Below are 18266 nucleotides of genomic sequence, written 5' to 3'. Positions count from 1 at the left end.
GCGATGCAGAACGATTTGTTCGATGCTGCACCTGAGGCCGGACAGGAAACTGTGGCCGGGCGTGCAGCTGTTTTACGCCGGGAATTAGAGCGGCACAGTTATGCTTACTATGTGTTGGATACGCCGACCATACCGGATGCAGAATACGATCGCTTATTCAGTGAGCTGCAACGCTTAGAGCAAGACTATCCGGAGTTGCGTACGCCAGACTCGCCGACCCAGCGCGTAGGTGGTGCTGCCTTGCCTGAATTCTCTCAGGTACAGCACGCCGTTCCTATGCTGTCGCTGAACAATGGCTTTGAAGATGAAGATGTGCTTGCCTTTGATAAGCGTGTCAAAGAAGGTCTGGATATGCCCGAGACCTCTGAAATCGCGTATGCCATCGATCTGAAGTTTGATGGCCTGGCGATTAATCTGCGTTATGAGGATGGCCTCTTCACTCGGGCAGCCACCCGTGGCGATGGCTACACCGGTGAAGATGTGACAGAAAACATCCGTACCATACGCAGTATTCCTCTGCGGCTGAATACGGCAAATCCGCCTGCCGTGCTGGATGTGCGTGGCGAAGTACTGATGTTCAAACAGGATTTTGACAAACTGAATCAGCGTCAGCGTGATGCCGGTGCCAAGGAATTTGCGAATCCACGCAACGCTGCAGCAGGCAGCTTACGTCAGCTGGATTCCAAGATTACTGCGCAACGTAAACTGCGCTTTTTTGCTTATGGCATTGGTGCACTGGACGGTGCAGAGCGACCAGAGTCACACAGAGACTTGCTGGCCTGGTATGCCGCGCTGGGATTGCCGGTATGCGCAGAAAATGCTGTGGTAGCTGGCGCGCAAGGCTTACTCGATTTTTATCGCAGCATACAGCAAAAGCGCGATGGCCTGGGTTATGAGATTGATGGCGTGGTGTATAAGGTGAATTCCTTTACACAGCAGGAGCAGCTGGGCTTTGTTTCGCGCGCGCCGCGCTTTGCGATCGCTCATAAGTTTCCGGCTCAGGAAGCCTTAACCACGGTCAGCGGTATCGATATCCAGGTTGGCCGTACCGGCGCGCTGACGCCGGTGGCGCGACTGGCCCCGGTCTTTGTCGGTGGTGTGACTGTCACCAATGCCACGCTGCATAATGAAGATGAAGTCAGGCGCAAGGATGTACGCATCGGCGACACGGTGATCGTACGCCGCGCCGGGGATGTGATACCGGAAGTGGTGGCGGTAGTGTTAGAACGTCGTCCACAACCTGAACCGGCCGCATTTGAAATGCTCAAGACCTGCCCGGTCTGTGGTTCCCACGTGGTGCGCGAAGAGGGCGAGGCGGTGGCGCGTTGTACCGGCGGACTATCGTGTTCAGCACAAAGAAAAGAAGCGATTCGTCATTTCGCCTCCAGGAAAATGATGGACATCGATGGACTGGGTGAGCGTTATATCGATACCCTGGTTGATCTGAATATCGTTAAAGGTATCGCCGACCTGTATCAATTGCAGTTGTCGGATTTACTGGAAATGAAGCGCCAGGCGGATTTGCGCGATGGCGTGACGCCGGAAACCGTATTGCAAGGTAAGGTCGCCAGTAAGTGGGCGGAAAACCTGATCGCTGCGATTGCAGCCAGCAAGCAGCCGCCCCTGGAACGACTTTTGTTTGCACTGGGCATACGCCATGTTGGTGAGTCTACTGCGAAAACGCTGGCGGATTATCTGGGCAGTCTGGCGTTGATACGCCAAGTGCCTGCCTGTATCTTCCGTATTTTGCCGGATATCGGTGCCACCGTTGCCTGGTCGCTTGCCGAGTTTTTTTCACAGCCGCAGAATCAGCAGGCGATTCAAGCGTTAATTGATGCAAAGGTTGAAGCTCGCGATGAAAAAGCAGTCAATCCCAAATTGCGCGATAAACTCGAACCTGCCGTGTTACTGGCTGCACTGGATATTCCTAAACTCACACTGGCCCGTTGCAAGCAATTAACCGAGCGTGGTATCGGTCTGGAAGAACTGGCGGAACTCGATACGGATTCTTTTACGGTCTTGGGCTTGCCAGTTGATGTGCAACAATCGTTGAGCCAGTGGCTACAGCAGGGCACGCATCGTCAGGATATCCGGGATTTACACGTATTGCGCTTGTCTTTGCTGGAGCAAATGGCAGGGCAGGTGCTTGAAGAAGGCCATTTAAGTGGCAAGACTTTCGTACTGACCGGAACCCTGGCTGAACTCAGTCGCGATCAGGCCAAGGCCTTGATCGAAGCGGCCGGTGGCAAGGTGTCAGGCTCAGTGTCGAAAAAAACCCATTATCTGGTAGCAGGCACAGAGGCCGGCAGTAAGCTAGAAAAAGCACAAGAATTAGGCATACCGATTTTGACAGAAGCAGATTTGCTTCAACTTTGTTCCAGGAGCTGAAATGAGAAAAATTACAAAAGCCGTGTTCCCCGTTGCTGGTCTGGGCAGCCGCTTTTTACCTGCCACTAAGGCGCAACCTAAAGAAATGCTGCCCATCGTGGATAAACCACTGATCCAGTACGCGGTTGAAGAAGCGGTTGAGGCTGGCATTACAGAAATGGTGTTTATCACTGGCCGTAACAAACGCGCGATTGAAGACCATTTCGACAAAGCGTATGAACTGGAAAGCGAGCTCGAAGCTGCCGGGAAAGAGGCCTTGCTGGATCTGGTCAGAAATGTGATTCCTAAAAATATTAACTGCATTTATATTCGCCAGCCTGCGGCAATGGGTCTGGGACATGCGGTATTGTGCGCACGTCCTGTGATAGGAGACGATCCATTTGCTGTGTTGCTGGCGGATGATTTGATGGATGCGGACGTGGGGCAGGCCTCGGTCATGGCACAAATGACCAAGGCGTATGAGCAGGAAGGCGGCAGTATCATCGCCGTGCAGGATGTGCCACGTGAATTTACCCGTCAATACGGGATCGTCAGCGGCTCACCGTATCAGGACAGGCTGGAAAAAGTGCATGGCATTATAGAAAAACCGATGCCGGACGTTGCGCCGTCTACGTTGGCCGTGGTTGGGCGTTATATTTTGTCTGGCCGGATTTTCTCGTATCTTGAAAAACTGGGTAAAGGTTCCGGCGGTGAGATACAACTGACAGACGGAATCGCAGCAATGCTCAAAGATTTCCCGGTCTATGCATATCGTGCAGCTGCCACCCGTTATGACTGCGGCTCTAAACTGGGTTATCTGAAGGCCAGTGTGGCTTTGGGCCTGAAGCACAAGGAAACCGGCGCAGAGTTTGCGGAATATCTGAAGTCTATCCGCTAAGGCACATGCTCATCTGCGCATAGGTCTGCGCGATCAGGAAACCCGGCTCATGCCGGGTTTTTTTATGTCTGGCTTGAATGTTGAAGCTGAGCTGTGTTGCCGCTTCACTGCGTAGAATGTTGCAAAAAACCAGCATTTTTAAAAACACTGTATATGCATACAGTAATTGTGTTAAAGTATCTCCGTTGCGTAACACACCAGAGACAAAGTTGTGTTGTTCTGACTTTGCTATCCCTCATGTTTTGTCTAAACGATGGAGAGTTATCATGGCTTACCTGCAATCTTCTTTTGATACCCGTTTCAGCTTACAACTGTCACCAAATGCGTTTTTAGTCCGTTTGGGGCGACGTGAAATTTTCGTCTGCCGTGATTTTCGTCAGCGCTCTTATGCTGTGAATCCGCTGTTGGATTGCTCTACCGGTGTGCAAGCCGGTCACCTGGAAATGTTGTTCATTAAAAAGTGGCTGGTGATTTTATCTAAGGCTAACTGGTAAGTGTCATGCTTAAGCTAAAGGTATGTGTGTGGTATTTACTTTGTTGCGCATGCTGGCAAACACAATACCAGTTGTGTATAAAAAAAGGGTGAGCATCGTAGCTCACCCCGGTATGTCAACGTCTTTTCAGCTTCTGATTGTTTCAGTCTGTTGTTACTGAGCAGTCCGTATTGCTGCCGGGCATCCTGCCCATGAGGAGTTAGCCGGGATGAATTCACCCTTCATCACCAGCGTCAGTGGACCCAGGCTGACATCATCCTCCACCACAGCGCTGTATAGCACATAGCTGCGCGGCCCCATATAAACCCGTTTGCCTATGCTGACCTGATCAATTTTCATGACCCGGTCTTCAAACAAATGTGTTTGCGGGCAGGCCAGCGCATTAATTTCGCTGTAATCACCGATGCTCACGCAGTCAAACTCGGTGACATCGGTAGTATCCATATACACGCCACGTCCGATACGGCATCCCAGCAGATTAAAGGCAACAGGCAGCCAGGGGGTGCCGCGCAGATAACGCATAAAGTTAGGCACAGCGATACCTTCATACAAATTGGTAATGCCTTCCGATAGCCACACAAACGGTGTCCACATTGGTACGCTGGCCTTTTTGTAGCGGAAGATCAGCAGCCATTTCAGTGCCAATACAAAAGCAAAGCTGCCTATCCCATACATGAGCCCGGCACCGATCAGGTAGACCAGAACTTCGGACCAGCGGTCTTCTCCTGCTAATGGCATCAGATCCAGCACGATGGTATAACCGACCGCAATCACCAGCGCATGTGGCGCAACGATGCGGAATGCTTCGACTAAACCACGTCCCAGGCGGCGTATCACTGAAGGCCGGTAGGTCAGATGCTCAGGAAAGCCTTTGACTTCCTCGCGCGCCGGTAAGTGGATAGCAGGTGATCCCAGCCAGGTATCCCCACTTTGTAAGCGCTCGTTGGCGGGTACGCTGGTATGCACACCTATTAATACATTTTCCGGCAAGATAGTCCCATCAGGAACGTATGCACCATTGCCAACAAAACTGCGTTTGGAAATGACGGTAGGATGCATCGTCATCCAGCCACCATCAATTTGCTCATCGCCGAGTAATACTGCATCCGCGATAAAGGTCTCATCGCCTAAGGTCAGCATATCCGGCACCACGCCCAGCGCCGTGGAAATTTCTGCACCACGGCCAACTTTGGCACCTAACAGCCGGTACCAGAAAGGTGCGAAGACCGTCGCATACACGCCGTGCAATACATTCAGGCTGGATTCCTGAATTTGATTGACCAGCCATTTACCCAGATAGACTCTACTATGGATCGCGTACTTACCCGGTTTTAAACGGGGTAGCACGCTCCAGCGTATGCCAGCAGATAACAACGCGGTACAGATGATCAAAACCGCTGTCGCCGGGAAAGCGAGTAAAAAATACTTAAGCAATTGCAGCGGAACCGAATTCCCATTCAGGAAGGAAAGCGTATCGATGCTGTCTAACCAGTCTATCGTGACAAAACTAGGGAAGACTGGCATAAAAAACAAAGCGCAGATAAACAGCGAGCCGCAGATGAAAAAGCACGCTTCCAATGCGGCACGCAAGGAACTCAGCGCAGGCCGTGGCGACTCAGGGTCAGGCATAAATGCACCGGTATCGCGCGCCGGGGAACCAGCCCAGACACGAAAAGCCGGAATATGCTGCCCTTCAGCCAGTGCTGACTGGCCTTCCAGATGGGCCGCTTCGGCCAGACTCACATTTCCTTCCAATACCGCATAAGAACCAACACAGGCATCTTTGCCCAGTTCTATCTTACCCAGGATGAGTTCACCATTTTGTACTCTGGCATTTTCAAAGTTACAGGCATTGCCTACACTGACGCCATCACCGATGTGCAGCAATCCCGGCGCCCGTATCGTCATTGAACCTATGATCACATCGCGACCTATACGCGCACCCAGTGCGCGCAGCCACCAGTTGTAGAGTGAAGAACCACTGAGCATATACACTGGCGCGGCCTCTATCAGTCTGTCACTCAGCCACCAGCGGAAATATATGACTCCCCACAAGGGATAATGACCCGGCTTCAGATTGCCCGCGATCAGCCGTTTGCCCAGAATCGCAATCCCGAATTCTGCCAGTGTGAGTAACAGAAAGGAGGCAACAGATAAAGCGACAGCGCGCGGGATGGAGTCATCCGCATCGCCGGTAAAGAAATGGTAGGCAAAAAACGGTGCCAGCCATTGCACCATACGCATAGCGACTAGCCAGGGGATACTCGCCGCCTGTGCAATTCCGCATGCATAACGTTTCCAGTCCGGGGCAAAGCGACGTGCTGCGCGTGCACTGGTGCTGGCTGGCTGTTGCATAGACGCGGCCAGTACGTCAGCAATCGCGCCGACACGGCGTAACTGATAAATATCGGCAATCTTAAAATAGGCAAAGCGTGGATCTTGTCGTATGGCCGACACCAGACGTGCCGCCAATAAGGAGTGACCGCCCAGATCGCGGAAAAAATCTGCTGAGCGCAAGATGGCTTGGCCGGGAAACAAACGGGCCAGAGCCGGGAACAGACATGCTTCAGCCGGATTTTCAGGAAGGTCTGATTCACCAGTCGCGACAGCTGCGCTCAGTTCCAGACGTTTTAAATGGTTGCGGTCTATCTTGCCTGAGGTCAGACGCACCACGGCATCCAGTAATTCGAAACGCGCAGGCAGCATATAGGGTGGCAGGCTGCTTGCCAGTTGCTGACGCAAACGGATCACAAAGGCAGTATCATCTTCATCGTCGACATGTGCAGTTTCGCGCACGATGAAGGCGACGATCTGATCCATATCCTGATCTTTTCTCAGTACGACCGCCACAGTCCCTACACCTGACTGTTGCGCGAGCAGGGTTTCGATTTCACCCAGTTCAACGCGGAATCCGCGTATCTTCACCTGATCATCGGCGCGGCCCAGGCATTGAATACTGCCGTCGTTCTGAATAACTGCCAGGTCGCCGGTACGATACAGGCGCTGATCGTGCTCAGATTGCGACCAGGGATTGCTCAGGAATTTTTCCGTCGTCAGATCAGGGCGGCCCAGATAACCGCATGCAACACCAGGTCCGGAAATACATAGTTCACCGGTTTCACCTATATCCAATAAACGCAGGCCTTGTTCTAGTTCGGTGGAAATCACCATCATGGAATAGTTAGGCAGCGGCTTGCCTATCGTAACAGGCTGGTCTGGATACAACTGAGCCAGGCTGGCAGAGACCGTGGCCTCGGTCGGGCCGTAGGTGTTAAACATCTGGCGGCCAGTGCGACTCCATTTCGCCACCAGCGATTCCGGGCACATTTCACCACCCAGATTGATTAAGCGCAGGCTGGGTACATCTTGGGTAAATAAGGCGAGCAGGGTAGGGACCGCATGCAATACCGTAATCTGGTTTGCGGCCAGCGCCAGCGGCAACGCGTCGGGGTCGCCAGTGATTTCCTTGGGTGCTATCCACAAGCTGGCGCCAACCAGATAACTGATCCAGATTTCTTCGAAGGACATGTCAAACGCAACGGAAAAGCCCTGGTACACCTTATCGTTGGCTTGTATGCCTAGTACTGCATTTTCACTGCGTAAGAAATGACAAATACTGCCTTGATTGACCAGGATGCCTTTCGGCTTCCCGGTAGAACCTGAGGTATAAATCACATAGGCCGGATCATTGGGCGCGCATCCCTGTCGCCTTTGTAGGGTAGTCTGTACCGGGGCTAACAAGTCAGCGGCATCCCAGGTCGTCAAACTGGCGTCAGTCAAGGACTGCGCTATAGCCGGGGTGCTCAATAAACCAAATGCCTGTGCATCTTGCAGGCAAACCAAGACCCGCTCCAGTGGTGTATCGGCATCAAAGGGTAACCAGGCAGCACCCGTCTTGGCGATTCCGGCCTGCATTACCAGCAGATCTATTCCACGGGGTAACCACAAACCCAGAATTTGCCCGGGAACGACACCCGCTTGTAATAAGTGATGAGCGACCAGATCAGCGCGCGCATTGAACTCGGCATAGCTCAGGCTCAGGTCGCCGCAAATCAGCGCGATTTGCTCTGGCCTTGCTTTGGCCGTTGCTTCAAGGATATCTGCCAGTACTTCCTGGCGGAGCAGATCCGGGCGGATATCGCCGGATAAAATCGGATTAACTGTGTTCGGACTACTGGATAAAGACATAAATTTTAAATTTGGGAACCACCATCACAGAACCGGCTTTTCTCAACAGATTTTGTTTCTTTTACTACTGGAGAGGAGCTGATTCCAATACTGAATACGCTGCCAGAGCCGCGAATTGAGCTTGTCGGCAAGTTTATCATCCTGATAAGCTTGGAATGTAGTAAAACGTCACATTCAGTTCAGAAATTCAACATAAATCGATAAAATCCCCAGCGTAGCTACATTAGAGGCGCTGGGGATGTCTGCGTTGAACCCAAAAAGTAAAAATTCGGATGTAGGAAAGAGGTTTATTGCAGCGCTTGTATATTACGGATCAGGTGAGAGCGGTTTTCCAGCCTGCGTCTTTTCATGTGGGATGGATTTTGATCCTCCAGTAAATGCGTATCTCGTAAATGCGTCAATGCACGGCAAATAGTTTCACGGGTGGATAGCAGGATGTCCGCCATATTTCCCAGACTGGGCAAGGTACATGCTAAATCGGTGCCAGCCTGATCTTGCTCTGCATCCGCCAGTAACTGCAGTAAGCGGCGCACCCTTTCCTCGACCGTGCCGCAACGTAAGGCTATCGCTTCACGATGGCGCTGGTGCGCGCTGAGCAGCGCCTGCAATACGCATTGCTGCCATTGCTGTTCTTCGGCCAAATTCACCGGACTCAGACAGCTTGGGGTAATTGCAGTGAGTCTTAGCTGATCCGGCACCGCCGCCAGACGCTCAACACCGAGCAGGTCTCCTTTCAATGCCAGCCTCAGAAAGCTGGGCTTGGCGGTCGTAGCTTCGGGCGCAAGGGTATCAATCCGGATCGCGCCACTTTTTACACACCAGAGCTTTGCCGCCTGCTGTTCTGTCATTTCTGTCCGTGCCGCCAGAAAGATGGCTGTATGATTGCAAATAGGGAAATTCATGCATACTCCAGAACCCGGGGACTGGCCCCGGAATTGATGGTGTTCAGGCTTCAGTTTGGATTCGAGAATCTTGGATTTTTGAGAAACTTCTCATCCGTCAGCGTGCCGAGGAAATCGATCAGATCCGATTTATCCTGCTCGCTCAGGTTAATTCTGGTAATCAAATCGCTTTTATACGGATTCGTCCTGCCATCTCCGGCGTAAATGCCGCTAGTGATATGCCGCCCACCAGCCGCATAAAAATCCAGCACATCCTTCAGTGTCGCGATGGAGCCATCATGCATATACGGCGCAGTCACGGCCACATTCCGTAAGCTGGGGGCGCGGAATGCACCCATATCCTGCGCCCGTAAAGTGCTTTCAAATAAGCCGCGGTTAGGGAAGGGAAAGCCGCCTTTACCATCAATGTTATATAGCCCTGTGTTGTGGAAAGGCGTGTCAACTTGCGATAGCCCCTGGAATTTCACCTGATCATTGAAGTTAAAACTGCCATGACAATGGAAGCACTCGGCCTTTTCTCCCATGAACAGATTCATGCCGCGTAATTCGGATGCGCTCAGCGTCGCTTTTTTCTGCAGGAACTGGTCATAGCGCGAATCGCTAGATACCAGCGCCCGTTCAAAACTCGCAATCGCTGCAATGATATTGGCAAAACTGACGGGATCTGCATCTTTGGGAAACGCTGCCTGAAACTGCTTCATCACTGCCGGGTCTTGCCGGAAGCGCGACAACACGGTGTTTTTATTCTGGTCATTGATCCCCATTTCTACCGGATGTTCGCCAAACATCGGTACTTCCATCTGCCGTTCCAGCTCAGTCAGTGCCGGATTCGCCCAGGTCAGCGTCGCGTGGTACACCACATTGGCCAGACCTTGCGAATTGCGCGGATGGGTTTCGCCGGTTGAACCGATCGCCAGCGGCCGGCCATCGGTAAATGCTTTGTCTTGCTGATGGCAAGAGGCACAAGACTGGCTGCCATTACCGGACAGCCGGGTGTCATAGAACAACTGACGCCCGAGCTGCATTTTTTCCTCGGTATAGGGATTGGATGCCGGAATGATGGCTGCCGGAAATCCATTCAGCGCCGGGGTGACTGGTGTTGAATGACTATGGGTTGAGGAGGGGCCACCTCCACCAACGCCACCTGAACCACAGGCCAACAGCATCACAGTGCTTGCCAATAGCGTGAGTCCAGACAGCATGGAACGGCTGACGATGGCTGCCATTATTTATTGCGAACTACAAAGACTGATTGCACACCGGCGGTCGTTGGGTTGCCGGTGCTCAGATCAATTTTAAAGCTGTCAAATATTCCTTTGCATTCCTGATCCGTGCCACCCGACATACAGCCGACCGCACCACTGGTGTCGCTGCTCAGATCGCTCGCCGCATACAAGGCATTCAGATCCAGCGAGATTTTTTGTTTGTCAGCGTCAAAGTTTGCGAGCTTGACCACCATACGATTCGAATTCGTACAGCTATAGGCGCCACTACTTGCATTGGTCGTGCAGCCGACTGAGCCTAAATGCAGATTCCAGGTTGAAGACACGCTATTGGTGGTGGTCGGTGGCACGGTGGTATTGTTGACGCGGGTGACATTCACACCGCCGACAGGATTTAATTCCAGCTTGAGGAACTTGCGGCCCGAGGTCCAGCTCCATGCCATCGCCGCCACATTCATTGGTTTAGTCGCTGTCGCGTAGTCAGTATGGTTCAGCGTTTCCGGCACGCCGATTTCATAGCTGATGCCCTTGTATGCCGCGCCAGGAACAGTGCCGCTGATCACGTTATTGGTCAGCAATAAGGTGCCGCCGCAGGCAGTGGTGCTGCCATCGTTAAAGCTGATCAGGCTGACCTGATCATTTTGCCAGTCGTTCGCAGTCAGGGAGACAGGTACCAGCTGGTCGTTGGCATCGATCAGCTTGACGTTGGAGATGTAAAAGCGCGCATCTTTCAATTCCGCAGTGCTGGCTTTGCTGCCTAAGCCGGTGATGCTGGAGCCGCATTTCACGGGTTGGCCATTGGCAAGCAACTCAAAGTTAATCGACACCGGCATCACTGCCGGGTAGGTCACCACAGGTGCCGTGCTGCCACTGGAGCCACCGCAAGCGCTGAGCAATGTCAGCGCAGACAAGGCCAGCAAAGACAGTGCTGCTGGGCGTGATGTTTGGATTGTTTTCATATTGATTGCCTAAATTAAGAAATTAAAAAGATTAAAAAGACGATTGCAGGCCCAAAGTCAATGCCCATTTTGGTGCGAGTTGCACGCCATTGACGTATTGGTAGGCAGGCAGCTGTGCGAAGCCGTAGAGATGGCTGCGCGCATTGATGCGGTAACTCAGTCCGGGGCTGATCGAGAAAGAGCGGCCACCAGAATTGTCTGGCTCGGCCTTAACGCCCGAGTCGCGTTTCTTATGCTGGAAATTCAGTTGCAGCATGGGCGAGATGCCATACTTCCATTCGGTACGCAGCCCCAGATCCACACCTACAGTGGCACCCGGCTGATAGCCATCTTTTTCATTGAGCGGAATTTCCGTATTGAGCTGCACAAACCAGGTGCTTGCCAGATCTGGCAACACGCGCCGGTAGTAGGCGCTGCCGATCAGGTCAGTGGTGCCGCTGCCCGCTTGCAGACTGCGCTCAGCGGGTGTGCCGGTGTTGTTCGCGATATTGGTTTTCGCGGTAGCCAGTTTGAGCCCCAGCGTCGCACCCATGACAGCGTTTTTACCGCTCGCTGACTCTTGTATGTCGGATTGGTAGCGTAAGGCTGCGCGCGCGTCACCTAACTGACGATACGTCCAGTTGACCCTTTCACCGCTTTCGGTATGCACATGGGAACGATCAATAAAGGGCAGGGCAAGGGATACGCCCCAGTTGTCATGAAACGCATGATCCAGATTGAACACCCAGCGCCGGCTGATCGTTTCCAGCTCGACCTCATTGGCATTCGATGGCGTGACTTTGTCTGCACCGGACATCAAGCGGTTTTGATTCACCTGCTCAAACCGCAAATCAAGCCGGGTACCGCGTTCCAGCCAGGCACCCTGTACTGACCAGTCGGTATTGACCAGGCAAAAACTGCTGCCGCAAGATGCCTGCGCATTGCTGGCAGCGAGAAACGTAAGTGTGGACAGCATCAGAAAAGCAGGACGCTTGACTGTGCTGTATAAATTCGAAATAGACATGGATATTTCTTTTTAATGGAACAAAATAAGAACGAAATAGGAACAAAACAAAATACATACTCAGATTCGAGTCGGGGCCTTGAACGCAGGGCTGGGCACCTCGGCCGGAATCAGCTTCAACGGCGCCAGGTGTATACCTTGTTGTGCAGCTTTGGAGACGCTCATCAAGGCATAGGCATGCCACACCCCCAAAGCACAAATCGCCGCCACGTTAAAGCAGCGCAGCGCCAGTAAACAGACTTCAGACTTTTTTAAAGAAGCAGACATATTTCCCTCTGTGCGGCATCGCAGTGACGGATGCCGCCTGCAGACAGGCGAGCACCATGCACGGCGCTATCGATAAATGAAACAATCAGGAGATCAGGGTAGCCTGCAGGCAGGGTGATTCACATGGACTCACATGGCAGTGCAAATGCAGAACACAGCGAAAATGTGGGTACAAATGCCGGTATGGCCGCGCGCAAAGACAGCAGCAGACCGCGCTGTCAGCAGCTTATGCAAAGACACAATGTGAAATCAGAAGCCTGAAGGACTCAGGCCAGGAAAGGCGGTGCCCTGGGTTGCGCACTGGCCCAGGAAAAAAGCTGTTTGGGGGAATGGTAAAAAAGTGGCGGGAACGATGCGCTAATGTTGGCAGGTTGAATATCGCTGAGCGAGGTATTGATCAACACGGCATGATCGGCATGCGGCAGACAGTTGGCACAATGCCCTTTATGCGCTTTACTCGGCGAACTCTGCACTTGATCTGTCTGCGTCTTCTGATCCGCATCCGTGCTAACCGCAATCAGCTTGAGCGCTTTATTGCCGTTGGCACTGCAAATTTCCACCCACAAGCCATCTGCTTGCTTCCTAGGAAAAGCAGCCGCCAGTGCGGGCGCAAATCCATTGAACAGCAAGGCAAAGCAAGCTATCCAGGAAATCAGTTGACGGAGAAAAAATGAGGGATGCATGGTCTGAATTATATCGAATAGTCAGTCATGCTTGGGGATATGCTGCGCAGATTGGTTGAATTTTTGATTCTAAGTTGATCTGTGTCTATTTACATTTGGCCGGATTGGATAGGGAGTCGCGCTTGACGAGAGTGCGTGATTCCTCGCGTAGGCCTTGCAACAGTATGGCATCCGCAATCTGTAAAAAACGCGGCCCGCCATGCACGGCTAAGCGCGGCAACCAGATGGGCGTATCGTCTCCTGGTATGTATTTTGGCTGGGACATTTTGTCACTATGTATCGATAGTGCTTTCAAGTAGTATGCCTCAGACCGTGTAGCGATATCATGCTGGCATGGCTGTCGTGCCCGGTTTTTCTCTTATTTGTGCCGAATGCCATGCATATGTTCTGGCGGAGTGAATGCAGATTCAGGCCACACGCCTGAGCAAATAGAATGGGCAGAAAATACTACTGCTGATGTCGCGTTCGTAGCGCTTGCGCCTATAGAATTTAGTGTTAACCCAGTTTGGAAATACGCAAATGGAATGGACCCCTATCGTCCTCGTGACGTTCAAATTACTCGTGCTCGGCACGGGCATGTACTTCGCCATCAAGTGGCATTACGATCAAGGAACAAAAGAGAAGGAGTGGGCAGATGAGAAGCGCGCCATACTGCGTGCGGGCCGCAAAGTCACCGTCATCTTCGTGCTAAGCCTGCTGGCGCTGGGGTTCGCGACCTATTTTTTTTGCAGGATGATAGGCCTGGATTTGAGCTTTTCGTGATGGGGAGGGCGGGCAAACATCATTTGCAATTCAAATCCAAAGCCTTGGTCATTTCTCATACTCGGCTCAACTTATTTTGTCTGAGGTAGCTCTAGGCCAGGTATGAAAATGAGATTGCCGCCATCGGTCAGTTCGCCAATACGTCTCGCTTTCAATGGTGCGTATTCCGCAGACTCATACATGTCATTCGCCGCTTCTTTGGACGGAAAGCGAATGATGGCCGTGAAATTTCCGCTAGTCTGACCCTCTTTGACAATGACATCCCGCGTGGCAGCAAGAAACTGACCACCGAATTTGCCTGCGACTGCACTCATCAATGAGGCGTAGTGCTCGACGTATTTGGGGAAATCCTTTACGTTGAACTGCACGAGGACCAACATAGGCTGTGACATAGATATCTCCTAAAGTGAGTTGCTTGAACGTGGGAGGCAACAAAAATATTCTCCGTAGCTTACATACGGTAAGGCGAATCCGATTGACCGAAAGCTCAGATCAGAGGCCGACCATTACGTCATCGATAAGCATAAATCCAGATTGAATCATCTACTTTTTCATAAGCCTGTCCAATCGACTGCAATGCTCGCTCAAGTTCAGCCTCACAACTAATCGTAACTTTTGGCAGCAAGTTCGCGACATGGTTTAGATACCTGGGACGGATTCGTATCCATTCGACAGAAAACAGAGGACGCGTTCCTTCATCCCAATCCCCGTGGTAGCAAACATCTGAGTCAAAGCTGGCTGGAGCGGGCTCAGCATGCAGCAGGTCCTTTCTTTGGTAAGGCGGTGGAAAGGGCAGCTTGTTTATCTCAGCAAGCAGCTCGCGCCATTTTGTGTCATTCATGAGCGAGCCCAGACCTCGTTTTGTCAACGCTGCCTTGACAGCGCGCTTGTGTTTATCTTCGTCGTACATAATCGTGTCTGACGTGGCGCAGCTTCACCGTGCAGACCCTTATTGATGGACGACAGGGTCAGCACGCGCTGCCTCAGCGAGCGTCTTTAGATTGCGCAGTGTGACAGGAAGGCCTGAGTTAAGTTGCTTAGAGAGCATAGGACCTAGAACCACGGACAGAAAACCTGAGAAAGTAACTCTGTGTATGACCTCTGTCGCTCCGTTTACGGGAACGAGCTCATGCTCGAATAGCATACGAAATAAGGGAATCTTTGATTCAACCGTGAAACACTTACCAGGCTCAACTTGAGTAAGAAGCATAGGAACTGTCATTCCCTTAGGAGGCGTGATTCGACCTCGGCTACCGACGCGAAATGGCCCTTCAATATAGGCTTGCCTGGTGTCCGGGTCCCAGGTATGCCAATGTTGGACATCCTCATAAATCTGGAAGACTGTCCCGGGGGATGCATTGACTGTGATTCGGTGTTCAACCTGCATGTTAGCTTTCAGAAAGGAGTAAAGTGGCGTGACTGGCTTGGGATTTTACATAAACTTTATACTTACTTGATCCAGATCGATGCGCGTACATCGAGTTGCGCCACCGTTAAACTTGCTGCAATCAGAGACGGCCATACTAAAACTTATGCCGCATTTCCTAAGTGTCCAGAACTCGAACTCAGTATCTGCTCGACGACTTGGCCGTGCAATTTGATGCGTGTCCAGTGGTTGTGTGGCTGAATCAGTACATGGCGGATGAACAATGTTTTCCCTTCAGTGACACTGGTGATTTGCGACCACGGAATGAAAATCGGCGGGCTCATGAAGCGGAAAGGGAGGAGAACCGCAAGGCCCAGACCTTGTTCCGATACCGTGATCGTCAGGCAACTGCCGTACCCGACCGGAAATGACTTGGCGCCCATTGTTCCCGATACGAAGCGATAGGTATTGCCTGAATTTTGCCCCCGCGCCCGCCAGTGGGTGGCCATGCTGCGCCAACCCGATAACGTGCTCAGGAGTCCGGTGATCGCGAACCACATGGCTAAGAAGAAAATGAAGAACCATGGCGAACCAGGGTCCGGAATCAGTGTCTGTATGTACATTAGTTTGCCAGGCTTGTTGTTGAGCGAAGTGGCAACACCCGGTTTTACGGTAAATTGTCCAGTGAATAAAGGGATTTCGCCTGAGCGCTGACTCAGGTTTCATTCAGGTACCCTCGCTCCAGGGCGTCGCCTTGATTTTCAAAGATTGCCATCGCGGTACTCATGCGTCTGAAACCGAATTTCTGGTAGAACGGCTCTTTACCCGGCACTGCGTACAGAATCATTTTTTTGTGACCACTGGATAAGCTGACCAGCTTAGCGACGATTTGCTTACCCAGACCCAGTCCCTGATGACTAGGCAGCAGCGCGACGTCGCAAATATACGAACAATCAACCCCATCCGCCAGGGCGCGGCCAACACCCACCAGCTTACCATCCTCGTAGACGAAGCATTTGAACATACTGTTCGTGAACGCAGTTCTCAGCCCTTCAGGCGTCTTGTTTCCTAGCGGTGCGGCACGATACAGCGCGGCAAGCTCTGCCCAGTCGAGATTGTCGATTGAGGATGACCAGACTAATGACATTGGGTGTTCCTTGTAAAATTTAATGCCCAAATTAAAGGGCGCTGTCAGGCGCCGCGTCGGTGTGCCCAATTAACGCAGCCGAGTGCCATCTGGATTCCTCGCATCCTCATCGCGTCGGGTTGGATAATACGGCTTCTTGTGCTCTAACTCGTAGAAGAGGGTGCCACGAATTCCCATCGCTTCTTCCTTCCGTATCGGACGCTGCCAAATCCGATTGAAGGCTGCATTCAATTCAGCTCTCGGACCGCGCGTCATGACTTCGTCGATGAAGGCAATGTCCTGTCCCGTCGGAAAAATAAGGTCGAACTCGCTATCCGTGGCGGCGAAGATGTCGTACACGCAGTTGTCTGCGCCGTCGATAATCAGGATGTTCTTCATATGTGCCAGCTTATCAGTTTAGCGGACGCAGCAAGCGATTCGCTGCAACGATGCCTCATCGGTGGTCAAACGATGGAATATAAAGCATAGGGCTTTATCAAAAAATGATGGCCAATTATAAATTTTGGTGATTAAATTGACAATAAAAAACAGACTATCGGCGTTTGCTTGTATCAAAACTAAGGTGAGCTTGATGCGCAAAATCCGGGTAGTGCTTTGACTTTGGGTCTCAAAACACACTCAATCACTACGATATTCCAAACGTTCAGGGTAAAGGGGCTGGCTGGTGGGGCAAACCAAGCCCGCTTTTTAGCCAGCCTCGCTACACCGTAGTGTTAGGTTTTTGCTGCTTCAAATTCGACATATCCATCAGCGATGGTTGGAAAGATATTCACGATTGAAAAAAATCCTTTGGAGATCAATTCGGAATCACGGAATTCTTCGAAGAAGGAATAGAAACGACGAATGTCATCACAGGTAAACATTTCAATGTCTGAGGTAATACCGCTGAAGGCTTCAGCGTCAAAGTGTGCATGACGGATGTCAGGATAGTTTTTTAAAATAGGGAAAACCTTGGTCTGTGTGAATTCCTTCCGTTCCTGGCGGTTTAGCGCCAGCCAACTGATATCTGCTTTGAGATGGACAAAGATTGTGAATGGGTGCTGGTTCAAGTGATTGCTCCGATGAATGCCTAACGTTTAAGTTCAGCGTGCGTCGCAGAAGATCCGCTTCAGCGACGCGTTAGGCTGTTTGTTGAGAGTTGAGACATAACGCACGCTGACCCTGATAAGAATTGATGACTGATTGTAAAGTGGGTCGATGAAATTGGCAATAAAGAAACAAAGGGTCAGTACTTTGCCTGCGTCAAAACTGAGGCGAGTCTGGTGTGAAAGATTCCGGCTAGTGTGTTGACTGAAGGTCTAACAACTCACTCAATCAATACGATGTGCCTAACATTTGACGTAAGATGAGAGCCGCGTGCGGGACGTCCCCTTGACTGACGAGGGGTTGGGCGCTTGCATGACTACTCAGTCTCCACCTCAATGGTCGCTTTGAGCGTTAGTGGGACGCCATTTCGTAGCGAGTAGACGCCGATGACCGAGCGAGCGTGCAAGCCCGAAGGGCCAAAAACTTCCACCAATAGATCTGAAGCGCCGTCTAAGACCTTCGCATGGTCTTCAAATTCTGGCGTGGTGCAGAGCGACCCGTGAAGTTCCACGATGCGGGCGACTTTGTCCAGAGAGCCAAGTGTTTTCTTGAGCGTGGCCAGCAAATCAATGCAAGCGGAGCGTGCGAGTTCATAGCCTTCTGTTGCTGAATAGTCACTTCCGAGGCGGCCCTTCGGTGGCTCGCCATTGACCGGAGGAGGGGCTTTGCCAGAAAGAAAGAGAAGCTTGCCTGATTGGACAGCCGTTGCATAATTTCCTGCAGGGCCACTTCCGACTGAAAGATGAATGCCAAGGGCGATGAGTCGTTGTTCCGCATTCATGGCTGTGCCTTTCGTAAGCATCCGGTGAAGTCATCTTGAAGTTAAGTGCGTAAGCGTAGATGATCGTGTCCACTTAATAAGTGGACACTTGTACATGATGGACGATGGAATCAATACGCCAAGACGGCGTCGGCGGCACA

The 18266-nt window shown here is 51.8% G+C and carries 19 protein-coding genes; 4 read left to right on the top strand and 15 right to left on the bottom strand.

The annotated features are described in order from the left end of the window. The first annotated feature begins 3 nt into the window (after positions 1-3). From ligA to H8K47_RS08070, 3 genes are all read left to right on the top strand, one after another. Positions 4-2388, top strand: a complete 2385-nt coding sequence (ligA, locus tag H8K47_RS08080; protein ID WP_186880903.1) for an NAD-dependent DNA ligase LigA — start codon at positions 4-6, stop codon at positions 2386-2388. A 1-nt stretch (position 2389) separates the two neighbouring features. After that, on the top strand, positions 2390-3265 hold the full coding sequence (gene galU / locus H8K47_RS08075) for a UTP--glucose-1-phosphate uridylyltransferase GalU (RefSeq protein WP_186880902.1): 876 nt from the start codon (positions 2390-2392) through the stop codon (positions 3263-3265). Positions 3266-3531: 266 nt separating this feature from the next. Beyond that, complete coding sequence (locus H8K47_RS08070; protein ID WP_186880901.1) at positions 3532-3759, top strand: hypothetical protein; 228 nt, start codon at positions 3532-3534, stop codon at positions 3757-3759. 153 nt (positions 3760-3912) lie between these two features. On the opposite strand, the gene H8K47_RS08065 is transcribed toward H8K47_RS08070, so the two are convergent. The 7 genes from H8K47_RS08065 to H8K47_RS08035 form a co-directional block, all read right to left on the bottom strand. Further along, positions 3913-7947: a Pls/PosA family non-ribosomal peptide synthetase gene (locus H8K47_RS08065; protein ID WP_186880900.1), complete on the bottom strand. Its 4035-nt coding sequence runs from the start codon at positions 7945-7947 to the stop codon at positions 3913-3915. A 287-nt stretch (positions 7948-8234) separates the two neighbouring features. Further along, positions 8235-8849, bottom strand: coding sequence for a Crp/Fnr family transcriptional regulator (locus H8K47_RS08060; protein ID WP_186880899.1), 615 nt, complete (start codon positions 8847-8849; stop codon positions 8235-8237). A gap of 50 nt (positions 8850-8899) precedes the next feature. Then, positions 8900-10075 carry a methanobactin export MATE transporter MbnM gene (locus H8K47_RS08055; RefSeq protein WP_222612752.1) on the bottom strand — a complete coding sequence of 392 codons (1176 nt, stop codon included), beginning with the start codon at positions 10073-10075 and terminating at the stop codon, positions 8900-8902. Further along, positions 10075-11031 carry an MbnP family copper-binding protein gene (locus H8K47_RS08050; RefSeq protein ID WP_186880898.1) on the bottom strand — a complete coding sequence of 319 codons (957 nt, stop codon included), beginning with the start codon at positions 11029-11031 and terminating at the stop codon, positions 10075-10077. Before H8K47_RS08050 ends, H8K47_RS08055 begins: the two co-directional genes overlap by 1 nt. 31 nt (positions 11032-11062) lie before the next feature. Then, the gene (locus H8K47_RS08045; protein WP_186880897.1) at positions 11063-12034 is read right to left on the bottom strand and encodes a hypothetical protein; all 972 of its coding nucleotides are present in this window, start codon (positions 12032-12034) and stop codon (positions 11063-11065) included. Positions 12035-12094: 60 nt separating this feature from the next. Next, positions 12095-12301, bottom strand: a complete 207-nt coding sequence (locus H8K47_RS08040) for a hypothetical protein (protein WP_186880896.1) — start codon at positions 12299-12301, stop codon at positions 12095-12097. A 266-nt stretch (positions 12302-12567) separates the two neighbouring features. Then, complete coding sequence (locus tag H8K47_RS08035) at positions 12568-12984, bottom strand: DUF2946 domain-containing protein (protein ID WP_186880895.1); 417 nt, start codon at positions 12982-12984, stop codon at positions 12568-12570. Between the two features lie 519 nt (positions 12985-13503). Between H8K47_RS08035 and H8K47_RS08030 the strand changes: the two genes are divergently transcribed. After that, on the top strand, positions 13504-13746 hold the full coding sequence (locus tag H8K47_RS08030) for a hypothetical protein (protein ID WP_186880894.1): 243 nt from the start codon (positions 13504-13506) through the stop codon (positions 13744-13746). Between the two features lie 71 nt (positions 13747-13817). Here the strand turns inward: H8K47_RS08030 and H8K47_RS08025 are convergent, their stop codons facing one another. From H8K47_RS08025 to H8K47_RS07990, 8 genes are all read right to left on the bottom strand, one after another. Further along, positions 13818-14138 (bottom strand): DUF1330 domain-containing protein, encoded by a 321-nt coding sequence (locus H8K47_RS08025; RefSeq protein ID WP_186880893.1) that lies wholly within the window; start codon positions 14136-14138, stop codon positions 13818-13820. A 119-nt stretch (positions 14139-14257) separates the two neighbouring features. Next, positions 14258-14656 carry a DUF6678 family protein gene (locus H8K47_RS08020; RefSeq protein ID WP_186880892.1) on the bottom strand — a complete coding sequence of 133 codons (399 nt, stop codon included), beginning with the start codon at positions 14654-14656 and terminating at the stop codon, positions 14258-14260. A gap of 39 nt (positions 14657-14695) precedes the next feature. Further along, positions 14696-15133, bottom strand: a complete 438-nt coding sequence (locus tag H8K47_RS08015; protein ID WP_186880891.1) for an SRPBCC family protein — start codon at positions 15131-15133, stop codon at positions 14696-14698. A gap of 143 nt (positions 15134-15276) precedes the next feature. Further along, a complete protein-coding gene (locus tag H8K47_RS08010) occupies positions 15277-15735 on the bottom strand; it encodes a hypothetical protein (RefSeq protein WP_186880890.1) in 459 nt (152 codons plus the stop codon). Positions 15736-15827: 92 nt separating this feature from the next. Then, positions 15828-16259, bottom strand: coding sequence for a GNAT family N-acetyltransferase (locus tag H8K47_RS08005; protein WP_186880889.1), 432 nt, complete (start codon positions 16257-16259; stop codon positions 15828-15830). Positions 16260-16328: 69 nt separating this feature from the next. After that, the gene (locus H8K47_RS08000; protein ID WP_186880888.1) at positions 16329-16637 is read right to left on the bottom strand and encodes a hypothetical protein; all 309 of its coding nucleotides are present in this window, start codon (positions 16635-16637) and stop codon (positions 16329-16331) included. A 335-nt stretch (positions 16638-16972) separates the two neighbouring features. After that, positions 16973-17308 carry a darcynin family protein gene (locus H8K47_RS07995; protein WP_186880887.1) on the bottom strand — a complete coding sequence of 112 codons (336 nt, stop codon included), beginning with the start codon at positions 17306-17308 and terminating at the stop codon, positions 16973-16975. Positions 17309-17661: 353 nt separating this feature from the next. Next, complete coding sequence (locus tag H8K47_RS07990) at positions 17662-18126, bottom strand: RidA family protein (protein ID WP_186880886.1); 465 nt, start codon at positions 18124-18126, stop codon at positions 17662-17664. Positions 18127-18266: the final 140 nt, after the last annotated feature.

This window comes from Cognatundibacterium rugosum, from assembly GCF_014284365.1.
In the GTDB taxonomy this organism is placed as follows: domain Bacteria; phylum Pseudomonadota; class Gammaproteobacteria; order Burkholderiales; family Burkholderiaceae_D; genus Undibacterium; species Undibacterium rugosum.
The sequence above is the reverse complement of the archived record's forward strand: the minus strand, read 5'-3'. Positions and strand labels throughout refer to the sequence as shown.